We start from the raw sequence: 24,846 nt of genomic DNA on the forward strand, positions 1-24,846 counted from the left end.
CGAACGGAAGATATCTGATGGCAGACGATCGAGAATTCGACCTCATTCTATTCGGCGCGACCGGATTCGTCGGCAAACTCACCGCGCGGTACCTGCTCGGTGCCGCGCCCGCCGACGCCCGCATCGCCCTGGCCGGGCGTTCGGTCGACAAATTGACTTCGGTCCGTACCGAACTCGGCCCCGACGCCGCGAATTGGGCACTGGTGGTGGCGGATTCGACCGATCAGGGGGCGTTGAACGAATTGGCGGCGCGGACGAAGGTCGTCGTCACCACGGTCGGCCCGTACCTGCGCTATGGACTGCCCCTCGTCGCGGCGTGCGCCGAGGCGGGCACCCACTACGCCGACCTCACCGGTGAGCCGCTGTTCATCCGCGAAGCCATCGACGGCTATCACGACCGCGCGGTGGAAACCGGTGCGAAGATCGTGAATTCCTGCGGTTTCGACTCGGTTCCGTCCGATCTGAGCGTCTACCAGCTGTACCGCCGCTCGGTCGAGGACAACACCGGCGAACTCACCGACACCACGTTGATCGCGGCGTTCAAGGGCGGGGTCAGCGGCGGCACGATCGATTCCGGGCGGGCCATGATGGAGGCGGTCGCGGCCGACTCGTCCAAGGGCAAGGTGCTGGCACACCCGTATTCGCTGAGCCCGGACAAGTCGATGGACCCCGATGTCGGCCGCCAATCCGATCAGGCATGGCAGCGGGCGAGCGATATCGACCCGAGCCTGGACGGCTGGGTGAGCACCTTCGTGATGGCCTCGCACAACACCAAGATCGTGCGCCGCACCAACGGCCTGCTCGGCTGGGTCTACGGCAAGAACTTCCGCTACCGCGAGGTCATGAACGCGGGCAGATCCGCCGCCGCGCCGCTGGTCGCCGCGGGGATCGCGGGCGGCGTGGTGGCCGCGATGGCCACGGGCGCGCTGCTGTCGCGGGTCTCGGCCGGACGCAAACTGCTCGACCGGGTGCTGCCCAAGCCCGGCACCGGCCCCAGCGAGGAGGCAAGGGAAAGCGGGTGGTTCACCATGAAGACCTACGCGAGTACGACTTCCGGCGCGAAATATGTCGCGACCTTCGCCGCCCAGGGTGATCCCGGCTACCAGGCCACGGCGGTACTACTCGGTGAGAGCGGGCTTTCGCTGGCCTTCGACACCGCCGAGCAGCCCGAACTCGCGGGCATCCTCACCCCGGCCTCGGCCATGGGCGACGCGCTCACCGCCCGCCTGCGCGCGGCGGGCATGACCATCGACGTCGAACGAGGCTGAGGTCACCCGTGAATCTGGCTCGACGCACCATGAACGCCCCCGCACTCGCCGCGGTGTACGAACGGGCCTGGCGCCCGACGCTGTTCTACCTCGCCAGCGGACGCACCACCTCGACCGACCGCCGCGACGCGGTCACCGCGCTGCGGCTCGGCGGTGAGCAGAAGGTACTCGACATCGCCTGCGGGCCGGGCAATTTCACGCGATACCTGAGTGACCGGCTCACCGGTTCGGGCCGCGTGGTCGGGGTGGACTATTCCGAGCCGATGCTGGCCCGCGCGGTGGTCGACAACGCGGGCCCGCGCGTGGGCTATGTCCGTGGCGACGCGAGGCGTCTGCCTTTCGCCGATGGAACCTTCGACGCCGTGTGCTGTTTCGGCGCGCTCTACCTGATTCCCGATCCGCTCGCCGCCACCAGGGAGATGGTGCGCGTGCTCGCGCCGGGCGGGCGGATCGCCATCACCACCAGTCATCGCGGCGACACCCCGTTCGGTCACGCCAGTCGTATCGTCGGCGGCTGGAGTGGCCTGCGGGTTTTCGACAACGACACCTTCCCCGCACTGTTCACCGAATTGGGGCTGGTCGACATCGACCAGCGGGTGCACCGCGTCCTGCAATACATCAGCGCCGCCAGGCCCGCGTGAGGGGACTCAGACCTCGGCCAGTCTGCGCTTCTGCTCCTCGATATCGAATCTCGCCGCGGGCCAGTCCAGTTCGAGTGTCTCCAGCGCGGCGATGAGCAATTCGGTGACCGCCAGTCGCGCGAACCATTTGCGGTCGGCCGGAATCACGTGCCACGGTGCGTATTCGGTGGAGGTGCGATCCAGCATGACCTGGTACGCCTGCTGGTAGGCAGGCCAGAACGCGCGCTCGTCGATATCGGAGGGATTGAATTTCCAGTACTTGTCCGGCCGTTCCAGACGTTCGCTGAGCCGTTTCTTCTGCTCGTCGAGCGAGACGAACATCGCGACCTTCACCAGGGTCGTGCCCTCGTCGACCAGTTCCTTCTCGAAGGCGTTGATCTCGTCGTAGCGCGGTTGCCACACCTCGGGGGGAACGAGATCGTGCACCCGCACCACCAGTACGTCCTCGTAGTGGGAGCGATCGAAGACGCCGAGCTGGCCACCACCGGGCAATTCCTTGCGGATACGCCACAGGAAGTGGTGGTGCTTCTCCTTCTCGGTCGGCACGCCGAAGGCCGCGTGGTCGACGCCCTGCGGGTCGACCGAGCCGATCACATGGCGGACGATCCCGCCCTTGCCCGCGGTGTCCATACCCTGCAACACCAGCAGCACGCTGCGTTTGTCACCGGATCGCCCGTTGGCGTACAGCTTTTCCTGGAGCCCCGAGAGCACGGCGGCGCGTTCGACCAGGCAGGTGAGGCCCTCGGCCTTGGCTCCGTCGAATCCGGGGGTGCCCGAGGTGTCGAGATCGGCGATCCGCAGACCGTCGGATCTCAGAGCATCGACCGCCGGGAGGGACCAGTGCTTCGGCATACCCATGCCTACCACGGTTTTCAGCGGATCTGGGCGAGGCGGAGCAACTGGGCGGCGAATTCGTCGTCGGAGATCGGGGTGAGGATCAGGTCGTGCGAGGTGGTGAGCAGGTAGCGACCGTCGCCGGTGAAATCCAGCCAGGTCCGATGCCTGGTCGGCGGGGACATCGGGTTGTCCGGTTCCACCGTGACGGTGATGAAACCCCGGCAGTCGACCGGCTTGCGCAGCGTGTTCCGGAAGCGGGCCGCACCGAGCTGCCCGTTGGCCGAGACCTCTTCGGTATCCGTAGTCAACACCTGGGTGTGGGGTTCCCGCATCGCGCCCAGCGTGCCCGGCCTGCCGGGTCCGATGATCTGGACCAGCCGCTGACCCACTCCACGGGCATGACACATCTGCACGACCACCCGGTCGGCGGTGGCGACGAGGATGCCCGCGTGATGGTGCACCACGGCCGCGAACGCGAGGATCCGATCCTCCTTCGCACCGAGGGGCGTCCCTTCCGGCTTGGCCCGCTCGCCGGAGATCGTGATGGTGGTGGCGTCGCCCCGGGCACAGAGCATGAGCGCGGCGGACAGGTCGGGATCGGCCTGTTTGGCGAAACGCTGCGGCAGACGCAGTGCCGCGTACTCGGTTTCAGTGCGCGCGGTCGCGGCGGGCGCCATATTGATCGGATACGGCCGTCGGTCCAGGCTCGTCTCGCTCTCCCAGACATGCGTGAACTCGTCGGGGGTGAAAACCCATCTCACCGTGCGGCGCTCCCGCCGGTCGAGGCGGTCGAGCAGAGGAGGGTGTCGTCGGTGCCGTCCGGGAAATCCATCGCCGTCACCGCCGGGAATCGCCGGGGACGCTCATCGAGGCTCCAGATAGTCCGCGATCAGCCGCAGCGCCGCGTGATTGGCCGCCTCGGCGTCCGAAAGCCGCTGGCCCGCTGCCAGATACGCCGCTTTGAACAGCAGCGCGGTCTCCTGGAATGCCGTCAGGGTGTCGAGATACTGCTGCCCCTTCGCGGTGAAACCCTCCGCGAGCCCCTGCCCCGACGGCAGTGCGGGGAAACCGGACACGTCGGTGACGAGATATCCGGCGGCGAGGGCCTTTTGCAGATCCGCGACCAGCCGATCACAGGCCGCGGCGAGTTTCCGCGCGACGTCCTCGGCGAGTTCGAACCGCGTATCGCCCGTCCCGGTGGCCGCCGCGTACAGACCGCGAGCCATCCCCTGCCCGGTATCGGGTACCGCCATCTGGGACATCCCCTCTGCTCGGTCCGCCCGCCGCCATACTGGACGGCACTCTACCGGTAAGTAATGTCGATTCGGTCCTGCTTCACCTCCGCACATCGCTGTGATGTGGCGCACGATTGGATTCGCAAACTCGCGCAAAGAGGTTCGGATCCCGCCGAACAGCGCGGGTTTCCGAATGCGGGCCGATTGCTACACTGGCCAGTGGTCTATGGCGGTCGCGCGAACGGAAGGCCCTCGGTGCCCGAAATCGAAGAGGTACTACCGAAATACCTGCAGATATCGGGCTACATCCGCGACCTCATCCACCGCGGCGAACTGGCGCCGGGCGCGGAGGTGCCGTCGGAACGGGAATTGGCGGCGAGCTGGAAAGTCGCCAGGCCGACCGCGGCCAAGGCGTTGAATACGTTGCGACAGCAGGGTTTGGTGCAATCACGCCGGGGTTCGGGCACCTATGTCACCGACACGAGCGCGTCCGCCCGATTGCGCGAACCGCCGAGGTACGGGACGCGCTACGCCGAACACGAATCGGCGACCATCGTGTCGGCGGAGATCGTCAGCGGACCCGAGGAAGTCACCGCCGCGCTCGAACTGCCGGGCGGCACGTCGGTCATCGAGCGAAAGCGTCTGGTCACCACCGAGTCCGGGACCGCGCGGATCGCGACATCCTGGTTTCCCGGCGAATTCGCCACCGCCGCCGAACTCCTGCTACGCACCGAACCGATCCCCGGCGGCGTCGCCGAGTATGTCGCGCGAACGACCGAATTCGAGGTCGCGTACGCGCGCGACCGGGTCAGCGCGCGACTGGCCTCGACACAGGAACGGCGACTACTCGACGTGCCGCGTCCCGCGGCAGTACTCGTCTACCACCTCACGCTGCACGCGGCCGACAACCGCCCCCTGCAATTCGACGAACTCGTATATCCCCCGGGGCACTGGACATTTCAGCAGGAGTACTCGCTCGGTTCCTGACCCGTCCGCGCCGACTCGGACGCGCGGGTCTCCATTGACAGCATTCGCGCCAAGTGGCATAGTCCACTTAATCGGGGATGACACAGGCCGGAGGGTGGGAGGCGCGGTGTTCGATCATGCGGGATTCGACCATTTGACACTCGGAAGCTGGGTGATCATCGGCGAGCACTGCTCGGTCCGGCGCGCACCGCTGCGCCGAGAGGACTACCTCACCTACATATTCGAAAGCGGCGGAGTCGAATTCGAGCTCGCCATGGCCCCGTCGATTTTGCGCGCGATGGTCGAACTCGGCGCGCAGCCGCCACCGGGCCCCGATCGATCGGATTCGTGAATCCCGCGACACCGAGCCCGTGTGCTGCCCCAGGTCGTCGGCGTACCCGGCCGACGCCGGTGAACGCACGGCAGGTACAGGCCACACGACAGCACTGCCGAAGCAGATCCACGGCGTGAACTCGACGACGACGACGTCACCACCACCCGTGCACGGGATCGGCGAAACGTCACCCACCGACCCCGCCTCGACACCATGACCGGGCCGTGACCGGGGGCGTTACGGAATCTCTCAGGTTCACCCAGGATGATGTGGGTCGTGCCCGACCGTGCCCGGGAGGTCCGGAACTACGATCGGGGCGGTAGGGAAACCGGCAGGCGAACGAAAGGCGTGGTGAACGCACGGTGAGCAAGAACCCGGCTGGACGGAAGACCTCGAGTGCGCTGGCCCAGGCCAAGCGCACCGATCGCAACCGCAACATCCTCATCCAGGCGGTCGTGGCAGTGGTCCTGATCGGGCTCATCGCCGCCATCGGTATCGGCATCGCGGTGAAGAAGTCCGACAAGGACGAGGCGGCCGCGGATCAGGGTCCGACGCCCAGCATCGCGGCCACCGCGTCCCCGAGCGGCATCACCGGAAGCATCACCGACAACGGCTCGATCCGCATCGGCAAACCCGACGCCAAGGTCACCGTGCGCGTCGTCGCCGACCTCCAGTGCCCGGCCTGCAAGGCCTTCGAGGCCGCCAACGGCCAGGTGCTGGAGGACGCGGTGAACAGCGGAACGGCCGCGGTCGAGTACAACATCATCTCCTTCCTCGATCGCGCCTCCGGCGGCGCCGAATACTCGAGCCGCGCCGCGAACGCCTCCTACTGCGTCGCCCAGGCCGATCCCGCCAAGTACCAGACCTGGCTGTCGACCATGTATGAACAGCAGCCCGCGGAGGGCACCTCCGGACTGACCGACGATCAGCTGATCGAGATCGCCAAGTCGGTCGGTTACACCGATGAGGTGTCCGGATGCGTCAGGGACCGCACCTACGACAAATTCGTGAAGGCCAAGACCCAGGAAGCCTTCGACGGCGGCATCCAGTCGACCCCGTCGGTCTTCGTCAACGGTCAGCAGGTCAACCCGAGCGGTCTGGCCCAGGCGATCGCCGCCGCCGCGCAATGATCCCCACACCCCCGCGTTCGGCCTGGCTGGTACTGCTCACCGGTCTGGCAGGCTGGCTGGCGTCGGTGGCGCTGACCGTCGAGCGGTTCAAACTGTTCACCGACCCCGGCTACCGGCCCTCGTGCAGTATCAACCCGATCCTGTCCTGCGGGTCGGTGATGGTGACCGATCAGGCCGCGGTCTTCGGATTCCCCAATCCGCTCATCGGCGTTGTCGGCTTCTCGGTGGTCGTCACCATTGGCGTGCTCGGTGTCGCCGGGGTGCAGTTCCCGCGCTGGATCTGGGGCGGCCTCTGGCTGGGCACGCTGCTCGGCACCGTGTTCATCTGCTGGCTGGTCTTCCAGAGCCTGTACCGGATCGACGCGCTGTGCCCGTACTGCATGGTGGTCTGGGCCATCATCACGCCGCTGCTCGCGGTATGCACCGAGCAACTGTGGGGTGGCCGGGGCGGGCCGCTCGGCATTCTGGCGGAATGGCGCTGGACCATCGTCGCGGTGTTCTACGCCGTGGTGTTGCTGCTGGTGTTCCTGCGGTTCCAGGACTACTGGCTGTCGCTGTTCTGATCTCGTCGGCGCTAATTCGGTGTCCCGAGCGTCAGCGTCACGTCGACCGTGCGCGGTTCTCCGCCGACCCCGACCACTCCGAGGCGCACCGTATCGTCGGGTCTGCGCAGATTGATCGCGGCCCGCAGGTCCCTCGCCGTGGTGATGGCGCTGCCGTCGATCGAGGTGATGACCTCGCCCTCGGTCAGCCCGACGGCCCGGGCCGGCAGGCCGTAGATCGCCATATCGACGCGCGCACCGCTCGGTTTCGCATCCGAGATCAGCACGCCGAGGGTCGCCGTCGGCCCGATGTGCACCGAGTCGGTCGGCGTTCCCGACCGGATCTGCTCGACCACCCGCATCGCGGTATCGATGGGCACCGCGTAACCGTTGGGCTGGGTGTCCTCGCCCGGCCTCGATTCGCCCGACGCCGCGGTGACCACACCGATCACCGCACCCCACCGATCCGCCACCGCGCCGCCGGACTGCCCCGAACTCACCGCGGCGGCCACCTCGAGCATGCCGGTCAGCGATTTGCGTGACATATCCGCCGCGTTGAGGGCGACGATGGTGCTGTCGACGTCGGTGACGGCGCCCGCGATGGCGGTCGGCGTGCCGCCGATACCGCCCGCGTTGCCGATGGCCATCACCTCGTCACGAATGCGCACCGCGGCGGAACTCCCGATCCGCGCCACCGCGAGACCCGCGGCGCCTTCCAGCGCAAGCAGCGCGATATCGGCGTTCGAGTCGTAACCGAGGACCGTGGCGTTGTACACCTTGCCGTTGCCCACATCGGTGACCGTCACCGTATCCGCGCCCTTCACCACGTGGTGGCTGGTCAGCACCTGTCCCTCCGCACTCAGCACGATGCCCGACCCCGCCGCGCCGACCCCCATCGGCCGCGAGGACGTGCTGATGTTCACCAGTGCGGGCTGGACCGCCCCCGCGACGGCGGCCGGATCCAGCGGCAGCCGTTCCCGCGTCATCGAGACGACGGCGTCGTCCTGTCCCGCGAAGGTCGACCAGCCGGGCAATTCGCCGCGATAACCGAAGAAACCCGCCGCGACCAGGACCGCGGCCACGATCAGGGCCAGTACGCGTCCGCCGCCGCCGGGGTCGCCGGGGGGAACGTGGCGGGTCGCTTCGCGCCGTTCGTCGTCCATCGCACTCCCGCCGTCGACTGGCCTGCCCTTCCCATTGTGGCCGGAGCTCGATCATTTCGGTCGGGCTCGGGCGGGCCGATTGGCAAACCCGCTCGTGCGCAGGTAGGCATTACCCATGAGTAATGCCGCCGCCTACGCCGTATCCGCACCCGATGGCGCCTTCGAGAAGGTCACCATCGAACGCAGGGAGCTCGGCCCGCGCGACGTGCTGATCGACATCGCGTACGCGGGCATCTGCCATTCGGATATCCACGCCGCCCGTGACGAATGGGGCGGCACGAAATACCCGTGCGTGCCCGGGCACGAGATCACCGGACATGTCGCCGCCGTGGGCGTCGCGGTGTCACGGCACCGGGTGGGAGATCGGGTCGGGGTCGGCTGCATGGTCGATTCCTGCGGTGTGTGCGCGCCGTGTCTGGCCGACGAGGAGCAGTACTGCGTCAAGGGCGCCGTCATGACCTACAACACGGCGGTCGACGCTTCGACGCAGCCGGAGGGCCACACCATGGGCGGCTATTCGACGCAGATCGTGGTGACCGAGAATTTCGTGGTGTCGATCCCGGACGCGATCGGGCTCGATATCGCCGCGCCGCTGCTGTGCGCGGGCGTCACGGTGTTCTCCCCGCTGCGGCACTGGAACACCGGGCCGGGTAAGAAGGTCGCGATCATCGGCATGGGCGGACTCGGACACGTCGCGGTGAAGATCGCCTCGGCGATGGGCGCGGAGGTCACCGTCCTGAGCCATTCGCTGAGCAAACAGGAGGACGGCAGACGTTTCGGCGCCGACCACTATTTCGCGACCGGCGACAAGCAGACCTTTCGCGAACTGCGCGGACGTTTCGACCTGATCATCAATACGGTGTCGGCCGATCTGCCGATCGACAACTACATGCGTCTGCTGAATCTCGACGGCACCTTGGTCGTGCTCGGCATGCCCGAGAAACCGATCGACATCCGCCCGTACACGCTCGCGAGTTACCGGCGCTCGCTGTCGGGTTCGATGATCGGCGGTATCGCCCAGACCCAGGAGATGCTCGATTTCTGCGCCCAGTACGAGATCGGCGCGGAAATCGAATTGATCTCGGCCGACGAGATCGACAACGCCTACGACCGGGTCGTCGCCAGCGACGTCAGGTACCGCTTCGTCATCGACGCCGCGACGATCTGAGTTCCGCACCGACGTCTCGAGGCGATCGGGTCGGGGAGTGGGTACGTTTGGCTGTGTGCCCGCGGAAGAAGCCGTCCCACCGCCCGCTGTCTCACCATCCGCCTCGGGGCGGCCCCCTGGCGTCGACCTGACGTCGGGTCCACCCCCGTGGTTGCTGCGCGCGTTCCTGCTCGCGGCGGCCACGATCGCCGGTCTCGTCGCGGGTTTCTGGGTCCTGCAACGGTTACAGGGCCTGCTGACCGTCCTGCTGGTCTCGTTGTTCCTCGCCTTCGCGATCGAACCCGCCGTGAACTGGCTGGCCGCGCGCGGCATCAAACGCGGATTGGCCACCGGCGTGGTCTTCCTCGGCCTGTCGCTGATCATGGTGGCGTTCGCGTGGACGTTGGGCGCGCTACTGGTGAACCAGGTGACGACGCTGGTGCAGAACGCGCCGGAATACGCCGATCAAGTCGTCGACTGGTTCAATCAGACCTTCAACCAGGATATTTCGGGAACCGATATCCAGAAGTACGCCACCGAGTGGAGCGACAAACTCGAGGGCTATCTGGTCGGCCTGGCCGAAAACGCCTGGGGCATCGGCACCGCCGCGATCGGCGCGCTGTTCCAAGCGCTCGGCGTAGTGCTGTTCACCTACTATTTCGCCGCCGACGGACCCCGATTCCGCAATGCCGTCTGCTCGCTGCTACCACCGGCCAAACAGCGGCATGTGTTGCGCGCGTGGGATATCGCGGTGGAGAAGACCGGGGGCTACATCTACTCGCGCGGACTGCTGGCACTGTGCTCGACGGTCGCGCACTACGTCGCGCTGCGCGTACTCGATGTGCCGTCGGCCTTCGCGCTCGCGCTGTGGGTCGGCGTGGTGTCCCAGTTCATCCCCACCGTCGGCACCTATCTGGCCGGTGCGCTTCCGGTGATCGTCGCCCTGGTCGACAGCCCGGCGACCGCACTGTGGATTCTCGGATTCATCGTGCTCTACCAGCAATTCGAGAACTACGTCCTGCAACCGCGCATCACCGCGACCACCCTCGACATGCATCCGGCCGTGGCCTTCGGCGCCGTCATCGCCGGCGCCGCCCTACTCGGCGCGACCGGAGCGATACTCGCCATCCCCGTCACCGCGACCGTGCAAGCCTTCGCCGGTGCGTACATCCGCCGTTACGAAGTGGACCCCGACAGCACCACCCCCGATCCGCCGAAGAAACGCGGCGGAAACTGGACCCGCCGGCTGACCACGCGCCGCACCGGCTCCCGCCCGGACACCACCGACTGATCGGGCGGCCCGACTGCCGCGGGTCTCCGACGATCCCCACCCCGCCCCGGAACATCGACCCGGTACCCGACTTCCCAGCACACGAGAACCGCGGGCACCTGCGGTGTCGAGTCGCCGGGCGCCCTCGCAAGCGGGGCCGCAGCGGATGCACTGCGGGCATGCTGGAGATCAGAAGACCGGCTGCGGCACGAGCATCACGATCCACCCATCCGGATCGGGAAAAGCCTTGCCGCCGTTGGTTTCCCAGTACGGATTCTCCGGGACCACCGACTCGACACCCATTTCGCCGAGCCGGGCGACCACGGCATCCATGGCCGCCTCACCAATGAAATACAACACCAGCAGATTCTCGTTGCTCGGCGCGTCACCGGGACTGCCATCGACATGCGTAGTGAACTCGAGGTGATACCCGCTACCCGGCAGCCCGATCATCACACCGTCATACCCCGCGTGATTCTCGAACCGCGACAACTCACGCAACCCGAGCCCGTCCACATAGAACCGAACGACGTCATCGAGCCGATCGGTAGGCCGCGCGATCCGCACCTGCGCGACAGGCAAAGAGGCAGGCCAGCCGTCATCCGCGATACCCATCCCCCCATCATGGACCACACCCCCACCACAGACGCGAGCCATACGAACGCCCCGTCCACAGCCCGTCCCGCATCCGACCAGTCGAACGCCCCCACCACAGACGCGAATCTTACGAACGCCCCGTCCACAGCCCGTCCCGCATCCGACCAGTCGAACGCCCCCACCACAGACGCGAATCTTACGAACGCCCCGTCCACAGCCCGTCCCGCATCCGACCAGTCGAACGCCCCCACCACAGACGCGAATCTTACGAACGCCCCGTCCACAGCCCGTCCCGCATCCGACCAGTCGAACGCCCCCACCACAGACGCGAATCTTACGAACGCCCCGTCCACAGCCCGTCCCGCATCCGACCAGTCGAACGCCCCCACCACAGACGCGAATCTTACGAACGCCCCGTCCACAGCCCGTCCCGCATCCGACCAGTCGAACGCCCCCACCACAGACGCGAGTCTTACGAGCGCCCTGTTCGCGGCCCGTCTCGCGTCCGAGCGGTCGAAGCAATGCGCCGAAGGCGCGAGTCTCGACCGCTCGGACGCGAGACAAAGGGGGCCGCGAACCCGCGGCCCCGGCCGCCAAAATCACAGCTGATTACCTTCTGCGCACGCGGCGGGCCGCTGCGACCAGGTTGCGCAGTGACGGTTCCAGCTGCCAGTAGTGGCGGGTCTTGAGGCCGCCGTCCGGGTTCGCCCACAGCCGCTGCGGGGTTTCGGCTTCGGCTGCCGCGGTGAGCAATTCGTCGAGTTCGTCGATATCGGGTATCCGTGCCGAGCGGCTCTCGTACACGCCGGGGCCGACGCCGTGGCTGAGTCCGTGGCCGGAGGCGTTATCCTCGGCCAGCGCTTTGAGTACCCATTCGATGGACCTGGTCGCCACGATCGCGGTGACGTCGGCGTCGAGTTCCTCGATGGCCCCCACGACCTCGGCACGGCCGGAATAGCCGATGTGGGTGTGGATCTGGGTGGCCGGGCCGACTCCCGAGGTGGCCAGTCGGAAGGCGTCGACAGCCCAGCGCAGATATTCGGCACGTCCGAGCGGGCGGGCGGGCAGCAGTTCGCGGATGGCGGGTTCGTCGACCTGGATGATGGCGATTCCCGCCTTCTCCAGGTCGATGACCTCGTCGCGAATCGCCAGCGCCACCTGGTCGGCGGTCTCGTGCAACGGCTGGTCCTGGCGCACGAAGGACCGCGCGATCATGGTGACCGGACCGGTGACCATGCCCTTGACCGGCTTGTCGGTCAGCGATTGGGCGTAGGTGGTCCATTCGACGGACATGGGCGCGGGACGTGAGACGTCGCCGTAGATGATCGGCGGTCGCACACAACGGGATCCGTACACCTGGACCCAGCCGAAACGTGTCGTCGCGAATCCGTCGAGCAGTTCGGCGAAGTACTGGATCATGTCGTTGCGCTCGTGTTCGCCGTGGACGAGCACGTCGAGGCCGATGTCTTCCTGCAATCGGATGGTGGCCTCGATCTCGGCCTCGATCTGCTTGCGGTAATCGTCGTAGGACAGCCGCCCTTCGCCGAGTTCGTGGCGGGCCTGGCGGCTGCGGCCGGTCTGCGGGAAGGAGCCGAGTGTCGTCGTGGGCACCAGCGGCAGATTCAGCCGTTCCTGTTGCGCCGCCATGCGGACCTCGTACGGTTCGCGTTCGCGCATCTCCCGCGTGACCGCGTACACCCGCTGCCGCACCGCGTGCTTCTGCTTGAAATGCACTTCGGTGGGACGTTTGCGCCAGGTGTCCGACGGCCCGTCGGTCAACGCCTTGGCGAGCGAAACCACTTCGCCCACCTTCTGTTTCGCGAAGGCGAGGCGGTCGGCGACATTTCCGTCGATATCGTATTCGGCGAGCACGTCGTAGGGCACGTGCAGCAGTGTGGTTCCGGTGGAGACCACAAGATCCGGGCACACCGTCGCGAGCGCGTTCAGGTATTCCAGCGTCACGTAACGATCCGCGCGCCACACATTGCGACCGTTGATCACGCCCGCGTACAGGCGTTTGCGCCGGATTCCGGGGATCTCGGCGAGATCGTCCGGGCTGATCCGGTGGCCCGCCAGGTCCAGGCCGATGGCCTCGACGTTGGTGCGGGCCAGGATCGTCAGCGCCTCACCGAAATCGCCGTACTGACCCGTCACCAGGATGCGCGGGCGCAGCGGGGCTTTGGATAGTCGCTGGTAGGCGGCCTCGAACGCGGCCAGTTCGGCGGGGCTGCGCTCGCTGGTGAAGGCGGGCTCGTCCAACTGCACACAGGTCGCGCCGCGTTTGGCCAGGATCTCGAACAGTTGCTCGTACACCGGGAGCAGCCGGTCGAGCAGCGCGAGTGTGTCGAATTCCGTCTGGCCCGGCAGGCGACCGGCCTTGGACAGCAGCAGCAGCGACAGCGGGCCGAGCACCACCGGACGCAATTCGATATCGCGCGCCATGGCGCGGTCGAATTCGTCGAGCAGCGCGTCGGGATGCAGCGAGAATTCGGTGTCGGCGTCGAGTTCGGGCTGGCGGTAGTGGTAATTGCTGCTGAAGAAGCGAACCAGTTCGAGCGGGGGCACATCCGGACGTCCGCGCGCCATCAGGAAGTAGAAGTCGAGCGGGTCCATGACGTCCTGGAACGCTTCGAACCGCTTGGGCACCGCGCCGAAGAGCAGCGCGTTGTCGAGGATGTGGTCGTAGAAGGAGAAGGTGTTGCCCGGTACCTGGGTCAGGCCGGTGGCTGCCAGTTCGTTGAACTGGCGCTCCTGGATGTCGCGGCCGACCGCGAGGAGTTCGTCGCGGGCGATCGCACCGCGCCAATAGGCCTCGAGTGCCCGCTTGAGTTCTCGGTGCGGGCCGATCCTCGGGTATCCGAGAATGCTCGACCCGTAGCCGTCGGTCACATTCACCATGAGCGCGCCGCTCCCTTCGATGCCTGTGCGGCGCCCACTACGAAGAATGGACGCCGCACATAATTGCGCCTGGTTTGCTGTGGCGGACCGTCAGGCCCGGTTGTACTGGTAGAAGCCTGCGCCGGTCTTTTTGCCGAGCAGCCCGGCTTCGACCATACGCATCAGCAGCGGCGGGGCCGAGTACAGCGGCTCCTTGAATTCGGCGTACATCGAGTCGGCGATCGATTTCACGGTGTCGAGACCGACGAGATCGGTCAGCGCCAGCGGACCCATCGGGTGGGCACAGCCGAGGACCATGGCCTTGTCGACGTCTTCTTTGGTGGCGAAACCCGATTCGACCATCCGGATGGAGGACAGCAGGTAGGGCACCAGCAGCGCGTTCACCACGAAACCGGAGCGGTCGGCCGAGCGCACGACCTGCTTGCCGAGCACCTCACCCGCGAACGCTTCGGCGCGCTTGGCGACGGACTCGCTGGTCTTGAGCGTGGTCACGAGTTCGACCAGCGGCAGCACCGGCACCGGGTTGAAGAAGTGCATGCCGACGACGCGTTCGGGATTGGCCGTGGCGACCGCGATCTTCATGATCGGGATGGAAGAGGTGTTGGAGGCCAGCACCGCGTCCGGATCCGTGACGACCTTGTCGAGCGCGGAGAAGATCGACGATTTGACCTCTTCGCTCTCCAGCACCGCCTCGACCACCAGCTGACGGTCGGCGAAATCGCCGAGATCGGAGGTGAAGCGCAGCCGCCAGGCCGCCTGCTCTCGCTCACGCTCGGTGATCTTGCCGCTGGAAACGCCGCGATCGAGCGACCGCAGGATACGGGCGCGACCCGCCGCGGCCAGTTCTCTGGTCTGTTCGTAGACGAGCACGTCGACATGCGCACGCGCGCACACCTCCGCGATTCCGGCACCCATTTGTCCGGCGCCGATGATGCCGACGCGCTGAATCTTCTCGCTGCTCACGTCCCGCTCCTGCTGGTTGGTCTGGCTAGTCGGGTTGGCTTGTGGTGAAGGGCGTCCGGTGTACGAACATCGCCTTCGATGGTCAAAGGTATAGGGACGCCCTCCCCGCCGGGGCTGTTCGGCGGGGAGGGCGGTACACCCCCTACCGGAGTAGAGGATCGCGGGCTCGGAGCGAGCCGACCGGGTAACGATCTCACCCCACGGAGCGAGTCATACGAGCGACCGTTCGCGGCCCGTCTCGCATTCGAGTGGTCGAAGCGCATGCGACGAAGTCGCGAGTCTCGACCACTCGAATGCGAGACATAAGGGGGCCGCGAACCCGCGGCCCCCGGGCCGCCAAATCTCAGTGGAACTGACCTTCTTCGGTGGAGCCCTTCAGCGCCGCCGTCGAGGTGTTCGGGTCGACGGTGGTGGCGATGGTGTCGAAGTAGCCCGCACCGACCTCACGCTGGTGCTTGATGGCGGTGAAGCCGCGCTCGGCGGCGGCCTTGAACTCGCGTTCCTGCAGGTCGACGAAGGCGGTCATGCCCTCGCGGGCGTAGCCGTAGGCGAGGTCGAACATGCCGTAGTTGAGCGAGTGGAAGCCGGCCAGGGTGATGAACTGGAACTTGAAGCCCATCGCGCCGAGTTCACGCTGGAACTTCGCGATGGTCGCGTCGTCCAGGTGCGCCTTCCAGTTGAAGGAGGGCGAGCAGTTGTAGGCCAGCAGCTGGTCCGGGAATTCACCGCGAACGGATTCGGCGAACTTGCGGGCGACCTCGAGGTCCGGCACGCCGGTTTCCATCCAGATGAGGTCGGAGTAGGGGGCGTAGGCCTTGGCGCGCGCGATGCAGGGCTCGATGCCGTTCTTCACACCGAAGAAGCCTTCGGCGGTGCGGGTGCCGTCGAGGAATTCCTTGTCGCGCTCGTCCACGTCCGAGGTGATCAGGGTGGCGGCTTCGGCGTCGGTGCGGGCGATGATCACCGAGGGCACGTCGGCGACGTCGGAGGCCAGACGCGCGGAGGTCAGGGTGCGGATGTGCTGCTGGGTGGGGATGAGCACCTTGCCACCGAGGTGGCCGCACTTCTTCTCGGAGGCCAGCTGGTCTTCCCAGTGCACACCGGCTGCGCCGGCGGCGATCATGGCCTTCTGGAGTTCGTAGGCGTTGAGCGCGCCACCGAAGCCGGCTTCGGCGTCGGCCACGATCGGGGCCAGCCAGTTCGACACGGAGGTGTCGCCCTCGACCTTGGCGATCTCGTCGGCGCGCAGCAGCGCGTTGTTGATGCGACGGACCACGGCCGGAACCGAGTTGGCCGGGTAGAGCGACTGGTCCGGGTAGGTGTGCCCGGATAGGTTCGCGTCACCGGCGACCTGCCAGCCCGACAGGTAGATGGCCTTGAGGCCCGCGCGGACCTGCTGGACCGCCATGTTGCCGGTGAGGGCGCCGAGGGAGTTGATGTAGTCCTCGTTGTTGACCAGATCCCACAGGATCTCGGAGCCACGACGAGCGAGGGTCGCCTCTTCGATGACGGTGCCCTGGAGCTTCGACACCTGCTCCGCCGTGTAGTTGCGGGTCAGGCCCTTCCAACGGGGGTTGGTGTCCCAATCCTGCTGAATTTCCGCAGCGGTTTTCGGGGTGCCGGTCGTCGACATCTCTTACTCCACTTCTCTTTGGGTCGGTATGTGCCGCTCGCCGGGAGTTCTCTCGAACTGCTGTGGCGGCAATTTGCAGGCTTGCTATGGCCTCGGGGTGTACTTCCACACGATGGCACACCAGGAAATAGCCGTCTACCTGTTGCAACTGTGAATCTCCGCTAGGTTTGCACCACCTTTTGCTAACTCTGCGAAATTTGCGGGCGAATTGCAAGTAACAATCCTACTCACCGGTAGCCCTGACATGCGGTTTCCCGTAACGCTCGTACTGTTTGAGACACGCCTCTTTCCACTCCCCGAACCCCCTCGAACTTCCCCCCTGTGAGCACCTTCACAACCCCCGCGCCTACCCCCGACGTGACCGCCCCCACTCCCCCACGCCGCCCACAACCCCCGATACGGCACACTCGGAACCGACATCCCCAGAGTCGGACACACGTCCAGTTCCCCCGAAACGACCCGCTCTCCCCCCGAGCGAGCCGTACCGAGCGACAATCTCCCCCCGGAGCGAGTCATATGAGCGACAACCCCCCGAAAACCTCCCCCACCGGCGCGCCCCCTCTCGCACCGCCCCCACCCCCCACGGCGCGAGCCTTACGCGCGCTCCCGCGCGGCCCGTCTCACATCCGAACGGTCGAAGCGCACGCACCGAAGGCGCGAGCCTTACGAGCCCTCGTCCGCGGCCCGTCTCGCGGCGTCCGAACGGTCGAAGCGCACACACCGAAGGCGCGAGCCTTACGAGCCCTCGTCCGCGGCCCGTCTCGCGGCGTCCGAACGGTCGAAGCGCACACACCGAAGGCGCGAGCCTTACGAGCCCTCGTCCGCGGCCCGTCTCGCGGCGTCCGAACGGTCGAAGCGCACACACCGAAGGCGCGAGCCTTACGAGCGCCCGTCCGCGGCCCGTCTCGCGTCCGAGCGGTCGAAGCGCATGCGACGCAGTCGCGAGTCTCGACCGCTCGGACGCGAGACAAAGGGGGCCGCGGACACGCGGCCCCGGCCGCCATAATCACAGTTCTGTTGAATCTGCTGAATCTGCCGGCCGCGAACGCGGAACCCGTCGCGACCGGAACCGTCCTGTCCGTGGAACCGCTTTCCGCCGCCGCGACCCTGCCGGGCTCACACGACTCGACTCGCATCCTGTACAGCTCGACCACCGTGCGCGACCAGCCGACAACCGCGAGCGCAGCGGTGTACTTCCCGCCCGGTGAACCGCCCGCGGGTGGTTGGCCGGTGATCGCGTGGGCGCACGGCACCGTCGGGTTGGGTGACGATTGCGCCTACAGTGTCGCCGGTCCCGCCGCCGTCGACCGCGATTGGGCCTATCTCGGGACCTGGCTGGATCAGGGGTACGCGATCGTGGCGGCCGATTACGCCGGACTCGGCACACCGGGTGAGCATCCGTATCTGAACGGCACGGTCGAGGCGCACAACGTGGTCGACGCGGTCGCGGCGGCGACGAAACGTTTCCCGACACTGTCGAGGAAATGGGCGGTGGTCGGTCAGTCGCAGGGTGGTGGCGCCGCCGTGTACACGGCCCGCTACGCCACCGAATTCGGCGGGCCGGAACTCGACTATCGCGGCGCGGTCGGCACCGGGGTGCCCGCCTATATCGAGAACATCCTGTTGCCGCTCGGCCCCGGCGTGCCGCCGATCGAACTCGGCGCGCACACGACCGCCTACGTCTTCTACATACTCAACGGGTTGACCGTCACCTATCCCGAACTGGGTATCGAGTCGTATCTGACCGAATCCGGCAGGCGATGGCTGGAACGGGCGCGGACGGAATGCATCGACCCGTTCGGTGACGAACTCGCCGCGAACAACGTGGTGATCGGCGATCAGTTCGCACGCCCGCTCTCACAGGTGCCGGATCTGCTCGGCGTCCTCACCCGGACCATGGGTCTGCCCGAATCCGGATACGACCGGCCGCTGTTCCTCGGCCAGGGACTGCGCGACACCGATGTGATCACCCCAGCGACCCTGCTGTTCGCCGCGCGACTGGAAGCGGGCGGGCAACCTGTCACGCTGCACACCTATCCCGAGGATCACAACGGGACCGTGAACGCCTCACTGGTGGATTCGATCCCGTTCGTGCGCGGACTGTTCGCTTGATCCGGTGTCCGGTCCCGTCCACGACGGGACCGGATACGATCGCGGCCTCAGTTGCCCGCCGCCGACAACCCGTTGTGGGAAGTGAGAGCGGGCGGATGCGTCGCGCGCCAGTGTTCGGCGATATCGATACGTCGGGGTATCCACACCCGCTCGTGCGTTTGAACGTGATCGAGGAACCGTTCCAGGGCCGCGGTACGGGCGGGCCTGCCGACCAGGCGGCAGTGCAATCCGACCGAGAGCATCTTCGGACTGCCTTCGGTGCCCTCGCGATACAGCACGTCGAACGCGTCGCGGAGGTGTGCGAAGAACTGCTCGCCGGACGGGAAGCCCGCCGGGGAGGCGAAACGCATATCGTTCGTGTCGAGTGTGTAGGGCACCACCAGATGGTCGGTGCCGCGCACGGTGACCCAGTACGGCAGGTCGTCGGCGTAGGAATCGGAGTCGTAGACGAAACCGCCGTGTTCGACCACGAGTTCGCGGGTGTTCGGTGAGTCCCGCCCTGTGTACCAGCCCAGTGGACGCGAACCGGTCAACTCGGTGAGCAGCCGTACCGCTTCGGCCATATGCGCGCGTTCGGTGTCGCGATCGATCGACTGATAACTCTTCCAGCGCAATCCGTGGCTCGCGATTTCGTGTCCGAGTTCCCGAAAGGCGGCGACCGCCTCCGGATTGGCCCGCATCGCCTGTGCCACGGCGAATATTGTCAGCGGAAGACCGCGCCGTTCGAATGCCCGCAATACCCGCCACAGCCCGGCTCGCGAACCGTATTCGTAGAGCGATTCCATACTCATGTGGCGATCGGGGAATGCCTCGGCCGGAGTCATCTCCGAGAGGAACGTCTCCGAATGGGTGTCCCCGTACAGGACATTGTTCTCCCCGCCCTCCTCGTAATTGAGGACGAATTGCACCGCGATGCGCGCGCCGCCCGGCCATTTCGGGTCCGGTGGCGTGCGGCCGTAGCCGATGAGGTCGCGATCGGCGGTCATCCGCCGAACTCCCCGAACAGCCGAAGGCGGGCCAGTCCGCCATCGGGATAGACGTCGAGCCGGACCTCCTCGACCGAGGCCGCCATCGGCGTCACCGCGAAACGATGTCTGGTGTCGGGCAGCAGCGGGGTGCGCGGCAGCAGTTCCACCTCGGTGCCGTCGGTGGTGCGGCCGGTCAGCCTGGCCGAGCCGGGGCTGTTACCGAGAAAGTAGGAGGTGTCGATCTCGGCGAGCCGGACCAGTCCGGGCCCGGCCAGGCGGATGCGCACCCAGTCGTTGCCGTCGTCGCGGCGGCGCGCGGTCTCCCAGCCGTCGCCCATCTTCCGGGCCAGACCGGGATAGAGCAGCTGATTCGGTGAGCTGTAGAAGCGGTTCGAGCAGTCCAGTACCAGCGCGCCGTTCTCCAGCGCGGCCAGGTCGAGCGGGCCGAGTCCGAGCAGTTCCCGATCCGGCCTACCCTCGCCGTGGACCCGTAGCCGCGCGACGCCGCCGTCCGGATGCATGGTGAGTTTCACATGGGTCCAACGGTTCTCGTCGGTGATCGGGAAGGGGTTGCGGCTGTCGCCCTTGACCTGTGCCCGGTCGATCAAACTCACCCAGTCGGTGCGCTCGGCGATCGACTCGGCGGGCGGATAGCCCGCGATCTCCAGCGCCGACACCGAGACAGCGGGCGGATAGTTGCCGGTGAACCAGGCGGTGTCGACCACGATGCCCCGGATCACTCCCGGCACCCCGAGACGGACGATCGCGCTGTCGTCTCCGGGTTCGCCGCGATGCCTGCGGGTTTCCCAGCCATCGTAGATCTGGCCTTTGTGTCCGAAGGTCGACGGCTGATACTCCGACGGTCCCGGATTGATCAAATTCTCCTTCTCCGCGAAGGATTCGTCGTTCGCCCAGATCACCGAACCGCCGAGGGGGCGGACGGCCAGGTCCGGGAACAGCGTGAAATCCTCATCGCCGATCAGTTCGTTCACCATACCTCCTGTGCTGCGGTCGTCGTCGATCGAGCCGTCATCGGGGATCGTGCGGGATCGGCTCGCGCGCGACGAGAGCCCGCAGCACGGCCGGGCTCAATTCGGGTGCCGTGATCCGTAATTCGTCTTCGGTGCGCGCCCCGCTGTGCACGGCACGCAGTACCGTCGCGGCCAGCGCTTCGGCGGTCGCGGGTTCGTCGATCACGCCGCCGGAACGTCGATCCAGATAGGCCAGCAGGCGCGGAACAGCGACGTCGACGGCCTGTCGGAAGAAGTCGTAGGTCGCCAGCCAGCGGGTGACCAGGTGACCGGGATGCATATCCCAGCCCTGGTAGTAGCCGCGCCGCAGCGCCCGGCCGACGAGCCGATGATGGTTGAGCAGCGCGTTTTCCGGTTCGGTGTCGGGAACGATCTGGGTCGACCCGTCGCAGATCCACACCCCGGTCTGCGCGGCCGCCACCTGCATCACCGCCTTGGCGTGGTCGGCGGCCGGATGGTCGAGTGCCTGGTCGGTCGCGGCGATTCCGCAGGCGGCCGTGTAGTCGTAGGTGCCGAAATGCAGTGCGCTGCAACGTCGCTCGGCGACGGTGAGCATGCGCGCGATCGGCGCGGAGCCGTCGGAGGCGACGATCGCCTGCGGGCTCTCGATCTGCAATTCGAATCGCAGCGTGCCCTCGCGGAGACCGAAACCGGTCTCGAAGCCGTCGCACAGGGCGACCAACGCCGAAACCTGTTCGACGGCACGGATCTTGGGCACCGTGAACACGAATCCGTCCGGTACCCCGCCCATGGCCTCCAGCACCAGTTCCAGGGTGCGGAGCGCGCGGCCGCGTTCGGCGCCGGACAACCCCTTGATCCTGATGCCGAATCCGGCGGGACCGCCCGCCGACGCCCATCCGGCGATGATCTCGCCCGCCGCCGTCGCGGCGGCGTCCTCCTGCGCGTCGTCGCGGAAACCGTAGCCGTCCTCGAAATCGATGCGCAGATCCTGCACCGGATCATCGAGCAGTCTGGCCCGCACCGCGTCGAGCGAATCGGTGCCGTCCCGTTCCGACAGCAGGTCGCGGTGCCGGTCGAGCAGGGTCACGGCGGACGCACCCCAGTCCAGCGGCGTCGACGGAGTGATCCGGTCGGCCGGTACGTAGACGGTGTGGATCGGCTGGGCGCGACCGTCCGGTCCCGGGTACCCGGCACCCAATCGCGCGTCGACCTGGTCGAGTACCGCGTCGAACCGGGCCAGGATGTGCTCCGGCAACCGGGTGGAAGTCACCCTCGGTCTCCTTCCTGCAAAGCACGCCAGATTCGGTCCGCCGTCATCGGCAACCGGTCCGGCCGGATACCGACAGCATCCTTGATCGCGTTCGCCAATGCGGGGGCAACCGGGTTGTAGGGCGATTCGCTCATCGATTTCGCGCCGAGTGGGCCCAGGTCGTCACTGGTTTCGGCGAAATACACCTCGGTCGTCGGCACATCGCCGAATTGCGGTATGTGATAGTGCCGCAGTGTGCTGGTGGTGACCACACCCTCGACGCTGCGCATATCCTCGTACAGCGCGGTGCCGATGGCCTGGGCCACACCGCCTTCCACCTGACCTCGGCACTGCACCGGGTTGAGTACCGTGCCCGCGTCGACGGCCTGGACCGACTGGAGGATGCGCACCGATCCCGTCTCCGGCCGCACCGCGACGCGGAAGGCGTGCACATTGAAACTCACCGAACGCGGACTGCCCGCGTGCTCACCGGTGGCGCTGAGCTCGCCTTCGGCCAGCAGTTCGGCGACGGTGACGAGGGTGTCGCCGCAGCGCACCCCTTCCGACTCGAGTTCGCCTTCGCCCGGCACGGTGCCGGTCAGCTTGGCGGCGCGATCGAGCATGCGCGCGCGTAAGGCAAGGGCCGCCGCGTAGGACGCTTTGCCCGCCACCACGATGCCGGTCGAACCGAAGGCGCCGGTGTCGTGGCCGACCAGATCGGTGTCGGACTGCCTGATGACGATGCGCCGCACGTCGGCGCCGAGCGCGGTCGCGGCCAGCTGGGCGTGCACGGTGGTGGTGCCGTTGCCGAATTCCGCTGTGCCGAACCTGATCTCGTAGCGACCGTCGGCGCGCAGCGTGGCGATCGCCTCGGAGCGATGACCGCGCGGCGGGATGGTGGCGATCATCGCCAGCGCCATCCCGGTCCCGACCCGCCAGTCCGGACCGGGCGCGGGCACCCCGTTGCCCCGGTGCAGCGCTTGTTCGGCCAGGTCGATGCACTGATCGAGTCCGTAACTGCCGAAGACCAGATCGCCGTCGTCCACGGCTGCGCCGACGAACCGATCACCGGGTACGACCACATTGCGGCGACGCAATTCGAACGGATCGATACCGAGTTCGGCCGCCAGTTCATCGAGCGCCGATTCCACCCCGAAGATGATCTGCCCGAGTCCGTAGCCGCGGAACGCGCCGGAGGGAATGTTGTTGGTGTACACCGATCGCGCGTCGACCCGCTTGTTCGCGCAGCGATACACCTCGACCGATTCCCCCACGCCGTGGAACATCACGCCCGCGCTGTGATTGCCGTAGGCGCCCGCGTCGGCGAGCACGTCGATCGCCAGCGCCGTCAGAATGCCGTCGGCGTCCGCGCCCACCGACACCGCCACCCGCATCGGATGCCGTGAGGTCGCGGAGACGAATTCGTCCGAGCGCGTGAATTCGTACTGCACCGGCCGACCCGTGCGCAGCACGGCCAACGCGATCAGATCCTCGGCCAGCATCTCCTGTTTCGCCCCGAACCCGCCGCCGACGCGGGTCGCGAAGACCCGCACCCGGTCGCGCGTCAGCCCGAAGAGGACGCAGAGTTCGTCACGCACCAGGAACGGCACCTGGGTACTGCACCGGATGACAAGTCTGCCGTCGGCGTCCAACCAGCCGATACCGCCGTGCGTTTCGAGGTGGACGTGCTGTCCGCGCGGCGAATGCCACACGCCCCGAACCACTTTCGCTGCCGCGCGCAGACCGGCAGCGATATCACCGACCTCGCCGTGCAATTCGGCCACCAGGTTGCGGTCCGGATCGGCGATCCGCGCCGAAACCGGTTTGCCGCCATGCAATTTCGGAGCCCGGTCGGCCAGCGCGTCCGCCGGATCGAAAACGGCGGGCAGCAGCTCGTATTCGATCCGCAGCAGGCGAGAGGCCGCCTTTGCCGCGCCCAGTGTCTCGGCGACGACCGCCGCGACACGCTGACCGACGAACCGCACCGTCCGATCGAGGACGTAGGTGTCGTCCGGATCGTCGGTACGCAACTCGTGACGCGCGGTCGAGAAGGCGATATCCGGTGCGTCGGCGTAGGTGAGCACCGCGTGCACGCCGGGCACCGCCTCCGCCGCCGAAGTATCGATGGAGATGATGCGCGCATGCGCGTGTGGACTCACCGCCACCGCGATGTGCAGGGGTGCGGTGGGTGGTGCGACAGATGTCGGGTCGAGGAAAGGCTCGGTTCCCGGCATCGGCGATGTGCCGTCACGTGGCGGCAGGACATCGAAGGTGAACGGTTCCGTACCGGTGACGATTCGGGGGCCCGCGGGCGCCCCGACTCCGGTCCCCGCACCGCCCCACGCGGTCCCCGAGGAAGACCCGGCCGCCAGGTGAGACGGTTGCGCCTCGGCATGGCACCGATGGGCAGCGACCGATCCCGCGACCGGGTCCCCCTGCGCGGTCAACGCCTCGCGGATCGCTCGGTACCCCGTGCACCGGCACAGGTTGCCTTTCATCAGTTCGGAAAGCTCCCCGGATTCCGGTGCGGAATCCGCGGTGCCGCAGCCGAGTCCGGCGGCCGTCACCACCATTCCGGCGGTGCAGAAGCCGCATTGGAACGCCGCGCTGTCGATGAACCGCTGCTGCACCGGATGCGGATCGGCGACGCTGCCGAGCCCCGCCGCCGTGGTGACGACGTGGTCCGCCGCGCGATAGGCGGGAACGACACAGGAGTGCACCGTCTGTCCGTCGAGCTGGACCGAGCAGGCGCCGCAATCACCGGTGTCGCACCCCTTCTTGACCGCGAAACGGCCCTGTTCGCGCAGAAGCGTGCGCAAGCATTGGCCGGGACGCGGCTGTACCTCGAACATCTCGCCGTCGACTTCGAATCTCATTGCCGCTCACCGACTTCACCCGCTG

At 67.0% G+C, this 24,846-nt stretch carries 21 protein-coding genes; 9 read left to right on the top strand and 12 right to left on the bottom strand.

Going from position 1 to position 24,846, the window contains the following annotated elements; genetic code table 11:
- Nucleotides 1-17 precede the first annotated feature (17 nt).
- Both OG225_RS31335 and OG225_RS31340 read left to right on the top strand, forming a co-directional pair.
- Nucleotides 18-1,268, top strand: coding sequence for a saccharopine dehydrogenase family protein (locus OG225_RS31335; RefSeq protein WP_405178474.1), 1,251 nt, complete (start codon nucleotides 18-20; stop codon nucleotides 1,266-1,268).
- An 8-nt stretch (nucleotides 1,269-1,276) separates the two neighbouring features.
- Nucleotides 1,277-1,909: a class I SAM-dependent methyltransferase gene (locus OG225_RS31340; RefSeq protein WP_405178475.1), complete on the top strand. Its 633-nt coding sequence runs from the start codon at nucleotides 1,277-1,279 to the stop codon at nucleotides 1,907-1,909.
- Between the two features lie 6 nt (nucleotides 1,910-1,915).
- On the opposite strand, the gene OG225_RS31345 is transcribed toward OG225_RS31340, so the two are convergent.
- The 3 genes from OG225_RS31345 to OG225_RS31355 all read right to left on the bottom strand — a co-directional run bounded on the left by OG225_RS31345 (nucleotide 1,916) and on the right by OG225_RS31355 (nucleotide 3,999).
- On the bottom strand, nucleotides 1,916-2,767 hold the full coding sequence (locus OG225_RS31345; protein ID WP_405178476.1) for a polyphosphate kinase 2 family protein: 852 nt from the start codon (nucleotides 2,765-2,767) through the stop codon (nucleotides 1,916-1,918).
- Nucleotides 2,768-2,781: 14 nt separating this feature from the next.
- Nucleotides 2,782-3,507 (bottom strand): ESX secretion-associated protein EspG, encoded by a 726-nt coding sequence (locus OG225_RS31350; RefSeq protein ID WP_405178477.1) that lies wholly within the window; start codon nucleotides 3,505-3,507, stop codon nucleotides 2,782-2,784.
- A 102-nt stretch (nucleotides 3,508-3,609) separates the two neighbouring features.
- Nucleotides 3,610-3,999, bottom strand: coding sequence for a hypothetical protein (locus OG225_RS31355; RefSeq protein WP_405178478.1), 390 nt, complete (start codon nucleotides 3,997-3,999; stop codon nucleotides 3,610-3,612).
- A gap of 237 nt (nucleotides 4,000-4,236) precedes the next feature.
- On the opposite strand from OG225_RS31355, the gene OG225_RS31360 reads away from it, so the two are divergent.
- From OG225_RS31360 to OG225_RS31375, 4 genes are all read left to right on the top strand, one after another.
- On the top strand, nucleotides 4,237-4,968 hold the full coding sequence (locus OG225_RS31360) for a GntR family transcriptional regulator (RefSeq protein WP_405178479.1): 732 nt from the start codon (nucleotides 4,237-4,239) through the stop codon (nucleotides 4,966-4,968).
- Nucleotides 4,969-5,074: 106 nt separating this feature from the next.
- Nucleotides 5,075-5,299, top strand: coding sequence for a hypothetical protein (locus tag OG225_RS31365; RefSeq protein ID WP_216912595.1), 225 nt, complete (start codon nucleotides 5,075-5,077; stop codon nucleotides 5,297-5,299).
- 344 nt (nucleotides 5,300-5,643) lie between these two features.
- Nucleotides 5,644-6,411 carry a DsbA family protein gene (locus tag OG225_RS31370; RefSeq protein WP_405178480.1) on the top strand — a complete coding sequence of 256 codons (768 nt, stop codon included), beginning with the start codon at nucleotides 5,644-5,646 and terminating at the stop codon, nucleotides 6,409-6,411.
- Nucleotides 6,408-6,974, top strand: a complete 567-nt coding sequence (locus OG225_RS31375) for a vitamin K epoxide reductase family protein (protein WP_405178481.1) — start codon at nucleotides 6,408-6,410, stop codon at nucleotides 6,972-6,974. The genes OG225_RS31370 and OG225_RS31375 overlap by 4 nt, the downstream gene beginning before the upstream one ends.
- A gap of 11 nt (nucleotides 6,975-6,985) precedes the next feature.
- On the opposite strand, the gene OG225_RS31380 is transcribed toward OG225_RS31375, so the two are convergent.
- Nucleotides 6,986-8,116 (bottom strand): S1C family serine protease, encoded by a 1,131-nt coding sequence (locus OG225_RS31380; RefSeq protein WP_216912599.1) that lies wholly within the window; start codon nucleotides 8,114-8,116, stop codon nucleotides 6,986-6,988.
- 115 nt (nucleotides 8,117-8,231) lie between these two features.
- On the opposite strand from OG225_RS31380, the gene OG225_RS31385 reads away from it, so the two are divergent.
- Together OG225_RS31385 and OG225_RS31390 are read left to right on the top strand one after the other, a co-directional pair.
- Nucleotides 8,232-9,284 carry an NAD(P)-dependent alcohol dehydrogenase gene (locus tag OG225_RS31385; RefSeq protein WP_405178482.1) on the top strand — a complete coding sequence of 351 codons (1,053 nt, stop codon included), beginning with the start codon at nucleotides 8,232-8,234 and terminating at the stop codon, nucleotides 9,282-9,284.
- 55 nt (nucleotides 9,285-9,339) lie between these two features.
- Nucleotides 9,340-10,554, top strand: a complete 1,215-nt coding sequence (locus OG225_RS31390; protein WP_405178483.1) for an AI-2E family transporter — start codon at nucleotides 9,340-9,342, stop codon at nucleotides 10,552-10,554.
- Between the two features lie 168 nt (nucleotides 10,555-10,722).
- Here the strand turns inward: OG225_RS31390 and OG225_RS31395 are convergent, their stop codons facing one another.
- From OG225_RS31395 to aceA, 4 genes are all read right to left on the bottom strand, one after another.
- Nucleotides 10,723-11,148 carry a VOC family protein gene (locus OG225_RS31395; protein ID WP_405178484.1) on the bottom strand — a complete coding sequence of 142 codons (426 nt, stop codon included), beginning with the start codon at nucleotides 11,146-11,148 and terminating at the stop codon, nucleotides 10,723-10,725.
- A 591-nt stretch (nucleotides 11,149-11,739) separates the two neighbouring features.
- Complete coding sequence (metE, locus tag OG225_RS31400) at nucleotides 11,740-14,028, bottom strand: 5-methyltetrahydropteroyltriglutamate--homocysteine S-methyltransferase (protein ID WP_405178485.1); 2,289 nt, start codon at nucleotides 14,026-14,028, stop codon at nucleotides 11,740-11,742.
- Between the two features lie 90 nt (nucleotides 14,029-14,118).
- The gene (locus OG225_RS31405; protein WP_109528925.1) at nucleotides 14,119-14,991 is read right to left on the bottom strand and encodes a 3-hydroxybutyryl-CoA dehydrogenase; all 873 of its coding nucleotides are present in this window, start codon (nucleotides 14,989-14,991) and stop codon (nucleotides 14,119-14,121) included.
- Between the two features lie 343 nt (nucleotides 14,992-15,334).
- The gene (gene aceA / locus OG225_RS31410; RefSeq protein ID WP_405178486.1) at nucleotides 15,335-16,624 is read right to left on the bottom strand and encodes an isocitrate lyase; all 1,290 of its coding nucleotides are present in this window, start codon (nucleotides 16,622-16,624) and stop codon (nucleotides 15,335-15,337) included.
- Nucleotides 16,625-17,641: 1,017 nt separating this feature from the next.
- On the opposite strand from aceA, the gene OG225_RS31415 reads away from it, so the two are divergent.
- A complete protein-coding gene (locus OG225_RS31415) occupies nucleotides 17,642-18,736 on the top strand; it encodes a lipase family protein (RefSeq protein WP_405178487.1) in 1,095 nt (364 codons plus the stop codon).
- A gap of 47 nt (nucleotides 18,737-18,783) precedes the next feature.
- On the opposite strand, the gene puuE is transcribed toward OG225_RS31415, so the two are convergent.
- The 4 genes from puuE to OG225_RS31435 are packed head-to-tail and all read right to left on the bottom strand — an operon-like array spanning nucleotide 18,784 to nucleotide 24,821.
- Nucleotides 18,784-19,722, bottom strand: a complete 939-nt coding sequence (puuE, locus tag OG225_RS31420) for an allantoinase PuuE (RefSeq protein WP_405178488.1) — start codon at nucleotides 19,720-19,722, stop codon at nucleotides 18,784-18,786.
- Nucleotides 19,719-20,699: an allantoicase gene (alc, locus tag OG225_RS31425; protein WP_357787689.1), complete on the bottom strand. Its 981-nt coding sequence runs from the start codon at nucleotides 20,697-20,699 to the stop codon at nucleotides 19,719-19,721. The genes puuE and alc overlap by 4 nt, the downstream gene beginning before the upstream one ends.
- Nucleotides 20,700-20,733: 34 nt before the next feature.
- The gene (locus tag OG225_RS31430) at nucleotides 20,734-21,966 is read right to left on the bottom strand and encodes a DUF6986 family protein (protein WP_405178489.1); all 1,233 of its coding nucleotides are present in this window, start codon (nucleotides 21,964-21,966) and stop codon (nucleotides 20,734-20,736) included.
- Entirely contained in the window at nucleotides 21,963-24,821 is a 2,859-nt protein-coding gene (locus tag OG225_RS31435; protein WP_405178490.1) for a molybdopterin-dependent oxidoreductase, read from the bottom strand. The genes OG225_RS31430 and OG225_RS31435 overlap by 4 nt, the downstream gene beginning before the upstream one ends.
- Nucleotides 24,822-24,846: the final 25 nt, after the last annotated feature.

Origin of the sequence: Nocardia sp. NBC_01377, assembly GCF_045040005.1 — a bacterium.
Classification (GTDB): Bacteria; Actinomycetota; Actinomycetes; order Mycobacteriales; family Mycobacteriaceae; genus Nocardia; species Nocardia noduli.

What these genes read in the sequence shown, in the direction of transcription:
- aceA (WP_405178486.1), bottom strand. Translation starts at nt 16,624, where the DNA reads ATGTCGACGACCGGCACCCCGAAAACCGCTGCGGAAATTCAGCAGGAT.
- OG225_RS31375 (WP_405178481.1), top strand. Translation starts at nt 6,408, where the DNA reads ATGATCCCCACACCCCCGCGTTCGGCCTGGCTGGTACTGCTCACCGGT.
- puuE (WP_405178488.1), bottom strand. Translation starts at nt 19,722, where the DNA reads ATGACCGCCGATCGCGACCTCATCGGCTACGGCCGCACGCCACCGGAC.
- OG225_RS31345 (WP_405178476.1), bottom strand. Translation starts at nt 2,767, where the DNA reads ATGGGTATGCCGAAGCACTGGTCCCTCCCGGCGGTCGATGCTCTGAGA.
- alc (WP_357787689.1), bottom strand. Translation starts at nt 20,699, where the DNA reads ATGGTGAACGAACTGATCGGCGATGAGGATTTCACGCTGTTCCCGGAC.
- metE (WP_405178485.1), bottom strand. Translation starts at nt 14,028, where the DNA reads ATGGTGAATGTGACCGACGGCTACGGGTCGAGCATTCTCGGATACCCG.
- OG225_RS31395 (WP_405178484.1), bottom strand. Translation starts at nt 11,148, where the DNA reads ATGGGTATCGCGGATGACGGCTGGCCTGCCTCTTTGCCTGTCGCGCAG.
- OG225_RS31380 (WP_216912599.1), bottom strand. Translation starts at nt 8,116, where the DNA reads ATGGACGACGAACGGCGCGAAGCGACCCGCCACGTTCCCCCCGGCGAC.
- OG225_RS31385 (WP_405178482.1), top strand. Translation starts at nt 8,232, where the DNA reads ATGAGTAATGCCGCCGCCTACGCCGTATCCGCACCCGATGGCGCCTTC.
- OG225_RS31355 (WP_405178478.1), bottom strand. Translation starts at nt 3,999, where the DNA reads ATGGCGGTACCCGATACCGGGCAGGGGATGGCTCGCGGTCTGTACGCG.
- OG225_RS31335 (WP_405178474.1), top strand. Translation starts at nt 18, where the DNA reads ATGGCAGACGATCGAGAATTCGACCTCATTCTATTCGGCGCGACCGGA.
- OG225_RS31435 (WP_405178490.1), bottom strand. Translation starts at nt 24,821, where the DNA reads ATGAGATTCGAAGTCGACGGCGAGATGTTCGAGGTACAGCCGCGTCCC.